Genomic DNA, 4,596 nt, shown 5'->3' with positions numbered 1-4,596 from the left:
TTTTCCCACCCAAGGCACTCATGAGCTTCCCGAATTATCAAATACCGAGTTGGTTCACCTTCGTGTTCGTGTGATTGCTCTGGAAAATCTGGTTATCGCGTTGCTCGCCCAAGGGACGGATCAACAGCTTACGGTCGCCCGGGAAATGGCTGGCTACATTAGGCCTAGACCGGGTTTTACCCAGCACCCTTTGACGATTCATGCCGCATCCCAAATGGTCAACAGCGTCGACCGTGCAGTGAGATTTCGAAAGCTGTCGGAAATATGAGCACTGAGCGGCCTGGCCTGTGCGACAAAGCTTGCCCTGCATTCAAAGATTAGGTTTAGAAGCTATTGTGTGCGTCACCAATGGAATCAGGAAAAGGCGCAGTCATGAAGTCATCTCCCCACTGACGGGAAACTCAGTCATGAGCCGAAAATCGCCTGCCATGAAAAAACCTTGGCGGGCGTCTCTCGTTCACGCTGATACCAGTCGTTTGATCCAGTCCAGCAGCACACTGGGTAGCAACTCGGGTCTGTGCAGTAAGGCATATTGCCGCGAGCCGAATACCGCTGGCAGGTAGTTCGCCGCCTGGCGATCGATAGTCAAACAGAAGGGATAGATGCCTTGGAGCTTGGCTTCGGTTACGGCCTGACGCATGTCTTCGACGCCGTAGCGGCCTTCATACTGGTCAACATCGTTGGGCTTGCCATCGGAGATCAGCAATAAGAGACGGTGCGTGGCAGCTTCGCGCATCAGCAACGTGCTGGCGTGGCGCAGGGCGGCGCCGGCCCGGGTGTAGCGTTCCGGTTCGAGAGCCGCGATGCGCCGACCGACTTCAAGGCTGTAACGCTCATCGAAGGCTTTCAGAGTTCGGATCGTGACCCGCTGCGGCCCTTCGCCGGAAAACGCCATCACACTATAGGGCTCGCCCAGGCTCTCTAGCGCCAGGCAGACCAGCAGCAACGCTTCGCGCTCGACATCAATGACCCGACGATGGCAGGACAGCCAGCTGTCGGTGGAGCCGCTGACGTCGATCAGCAACATGATCGCCATGTCGCGACGGCCACGACGCTGGGTCTGATACAGCGCCTGCGGCATGCTCAGGCCAGCGCGGGCCTCGGCGCAAGCGTCGATATACGCTTCCAGATCGATTTCGTCGCCGTCCCATTGTTTGCGTAGCCTGACGCGTTGGGCCCGCAGACTTTCGAATTGCCGACGGATGGCATCCAGCACCGGACGATGAGCATCAAGGGTTCGCTCAACCCATTGCTGCGGACCTTCCCGAACAGGACTCAGTTGCAGGGTCGCCCCCGGATCACGGTACACCTGGTGGTGATAATCCCATTCGGGATAGCTGATCGCGTGGGTTGCGAGGTCCCGTGCACGGTGCTGAAATCGGGTCCGTGGCGGGTCGAGGGACAGCAGCACTTCTTTCGGGCGACCTGCCGTCACCACCAGCCGGGCTTCGTTGAGTTCGGACAAAGACTCAGCGAAATCAGCCGCAGGGGTATCGGTATCCCGGTCGGTCGGGCGCTGCATGCCCATGGGGTCTTCGGCTTTTTCCAGCGGTTCGGCGGGTTGCACCATCCATAGGCCTTGTTCCTGATCGTCGTCCTCATCGGCACAGGCCTCGCGCGCAGTGGGCTGACGTGTGAGGCGGGCACTGCGTGGCAGGGCATCGTCGGTGTCGACTTCACCGGACGGGGGCGAGACTTCCTGACCCGCCGACGGCTCGCGCAGGTCGCCGGTCCAGGCATCAAGGAGAAGCCTGTCTGCGCCGAGCCCGTGAGATTCTTCGCAGAGGAGGAGACGTTGCGCGAGTGCTTCCGACAGTTGCAGCGAATCGGCGGTGTGGGTGGGGGTCGCCAACTCTTCCAGAGGCGCGCCGCATTCATTGTTCAGCAGTAAACGCAGGAAGTTTTCCAGGGGGTGTCGCTGGCTGGGAAAGGTGTGAAGCGGCGGGCGGGTCGCCAGGGCATGCTGGCGCAAGTCATGGATCGAGGGCGCCAATCCCGGCAACAGGCGTATCAAATCCGCATCAGCCGCCCAAGCTTCGAGAAGTAGATAGACGCTGCGCTGCATCGGGTTGTCGAGGGCTGACAGGGCGTTTGCACTGCCTCGTTGGGCGCGCATCGCTTGTTGCAAGGCCAGGGCTCTATAACGCTTCAGGGTGGGCGGATTCTCGCTGCTTCCCAAATCCTGCGGTAGCCATATAGTCACGCCATCGGTCGCTGGGACGGCGCTTTGCTGACACGGCTTTTCGTGACGCACAAAAAGTTTCTTCAACAGCGTAGGGGGCGAGGGCGGTTGCGCGACGCGCAGCGAATAGTGGGTGTTGAACACTGCCTTGATCAGCAAGTCGAGGTGTTGTGCGACATCCCCGAGGGTGACGATTTTTTCAGTTTCCGAGGGGGGGCGGTGACGACGCCACAATGCCTGTGCATACACCGTCGCGTGACGTGCAACATCGGTAATGAGGTCCTCGGCTTCGGCCATTTAGATAAATGTCAGGTCGACAAGGTCGCGCATGGCAGCGACCAGTACCGCGTCGTCGGACAGCGGCGAGATCAACGCGACCCGACAGGCGATAGGCGCAGCAATGCCGCTGGTAATCAGTCGCGCAGTGGCAATCAACAGACGGGTACTGGGGACTTCCGCCAGGCCCCGGTCCTGCAGGGCGCGTAGTCGCTGGGCGAGGGTGACCAGCGCGTGGGCGATGGCGTAGTCGGTTCCACCTTCATGGATGACAATGGCGATTTCGCGCTCGGCCGGCGGGAAATCGAAATCCAGCGCCACAAAGCGCTGTCGAGTGCTCGGCTTCAAATCCTTGAGTATTCGTTGGTAGCCGGGGTTGTAGGACACCACCAATTGAAAGTGTGGCGAGGCTTCAACGATTTCGCCGATTTTGTCCAGGGGTAGAATGCGTCGGTGGTCGGTCAGCGGGTGCAGGACGACAATGGTGTCTTGCCGCGCTTCGACCACCTCATCCAGGTAACAGATAGCGCCTTCGCGCACCGCCCGGGTCAACGGGCCTTCCGTCCAGTGGGTACCTTGGTGACCGATCAGGAAGCGCCCGACCAGGTCGCTGGCACTCAAGTCGTCATGGCAGGAAATAGTGATCAGCGGGCGCTTGAGACGCCAGGCCATGTGTTCGACAAAACGGGTCTTGCCACACCCGGTGGGTCCTTTGAGCATGACAGCCAGCTGCTGTGCATGGCATTGATCGAAGATCGCCACCTCGTCGCCGCTGGGCTGGTAATAGGGTTCAGCTTGCTGCGGCGCGGATTCTGCGGCCGACAGGTTCTGCTGCATTCGCGAACGATCCATTACAACGCTGCGCCCGACGCACGAGGCGCCAGAACCGGATCGGCTTCATCGACATTGAATTGCGGCGCATGACGGAAAAAATCGAAGATAAACAGCCCGGCACCCAGGCTGAACATCGACGCCGTCGCCACCAGCATCAGGAAATGCACCTGAATCTTCAACTGCACATCCAGATAGCCTATGCCGAGAATGCGTTCCAGGTACACCTGAGCAATGCCCGCAGTGGCAAATGACAGGGTCATGCCGAACATCCCTCCCAACTGCAGCCAAAATGCCCAATAACCGATACTGCTTTCTTCCACGGGACGACGGGTCATGCCTGGAAGTGCGTAGGTGATCATCGCCAGGACTATCATGGCATAGGCCCCATAGAAGGCCGCATGGCCGTGCATTGCGGTAATCAGGGTGCCATGGGTCCATTTGTTGACGTCGGGGAAGGTATGAGCCAGACCGAGGAGGCCAGCGCCAAACATGGTGAACAGGGCGCTGCCCATGGTCCAGTGCAAGGCCAGTTTGTTGGGATGAGAGAGGCCGGAGCGGCGCATGGCGTTGTAGGCGTAGATCGCCATACCGACCAGCGCCATAGGCTCAAGTGCACTGAAGAAACCGCCCAATGGAAGCCAGTAATGGGGGACGCCGATCCAGTAATAATGGTGGGCGGTGCCAAGGATACCGGCAATGAACACCAGGCCGACAATCACGTACAGCCACTTCTCCATGACCTCGCGATCAGCACCGGACAGTCTGATCAGCAGATAGGCCAGAAAGCCGCCCTGGATCATTTCCCAGACACCTTCGACCCACAGGTGAATCGTCCACCAGCGGTAGTAGATCGATACCACGTAGTTTTCATAGTGCAGCAGCGCCGGCAGATAAAGCACGGCGGCACTGGCCAGCCCCAACAAAAGAACGCCTTCGGTGGCAGTGAAGCGCCCGGCTTTCTTGATGGTCATGCCGATGTTGTAGAGAAACATCAGCATGCAGATCACGATCACGATCTTGTGCGGCAGCGGTTGTTCGAGCAGTTTGTTCCCGGTGCCATAACCGAACAGATAGCCCAGCACGGCGGTGACCCCCATAGCCGTCCACAACCCGAGCTGGATATACGCCAGTTTGGTGCTGTGCAACTCGCCACGGGACTCGTCCGGCACCATCCAGTAGGTTGCCCCCATGAACCCGGTCAGTACCCAGACGATCAACAGATTGGTGTGTATTGCCTTGGTGACATCAAAGGGCAACACGTCCAGCAGGGGATCCGGTCCGAGGTATTTGGCCGCCGAGAGCAA

Annotated in this window: 4 protein-coding genes; 1 reads left to right on the top strand and 3 read right to left on the bottom strand. The window is 59.3% G+C overall.

The genetic code is table 11. The annotated features are described in order from the left end of the window. The coding region (locus tag LQ215_RS29225; protein ID WP_230153709.1) for a hypothetical protein at positions 1-268 on the top strand (268 nt) is incomplete at its 5' end. Between the two features lie 189 nt (positions 269-457). On the opposite strand, the gene LQ215_RS29220 is transcribed toward LQ215_RS29225, so the two are convergent. From LQ215_RS29220 to LQ215_RS29210, 3 genes are all read right to left on the bottom strand, one after another. Next, positions 458-2,479 (bottom strand): nitric oxide reductase activation protein NorD, encoded by a 2,022-nt coding sequence (locus tag LQ215_RS29220; protein ID WP_230153708.1) that lies wholly within the window; start codon positions 2,477-2,479, stop codon positions 458-460. Then, the gene (locus tag LQ215_RS29215; RefSeq protein ID WP_230153707.1) at positions 2,480-3,295 is read right to left on the bottom strand and encodes a CbbQ/NirQ/NorQ/GpvN family protein; all 816 of its coding nucleotides are present in this window, start codon (positions 3,293-3,295) and stop codon (positions 2,480-2,482) included. Positions 3,296-3,309: 14 nt separating this feature from the next. Beyond that, the coding region (locus tag LQ215_RS29210) for a cbb3-type cytochrome c oxidase subunit I (protein ID WP_230153706.1) at positions 3,310-4,596 on the bottom strand (1,287 nt) is incomplete at its 5' end.

It is taken from the genome of Pseudomonas brassicacearum (genome assembly GCF_918698105.1).
Classification (GTDB): Bacteria; Pseudomonadota; Gammaproteobacteria; order Pseudomonadales; family Pseudomonadaceae; genus Aquipseudomonas; species Aquipseudomonas brassicacearum_F.
Note: the sequence above shows the minus strand (reverse complement) of the source record. Positions and strands in the feature narration are given on the sequence as shown.

Coding starts and splice junctions, on each gene's coding strand:
- LQ215_RS29220 (WP_230153708.1), bottom strand. CDS start 2,479: ATGGCCGAAGCCGAGGACCTCATTACCGATGTTGCACGTCACGCGACG.
- LQ215_RS29215 (WP_230153707.1), bottom strand. CDS start 3,295: ATGCAGCAGAACCTGTCGGCCGCAGAATCCGCGCCGCAGCAAGCTGAA.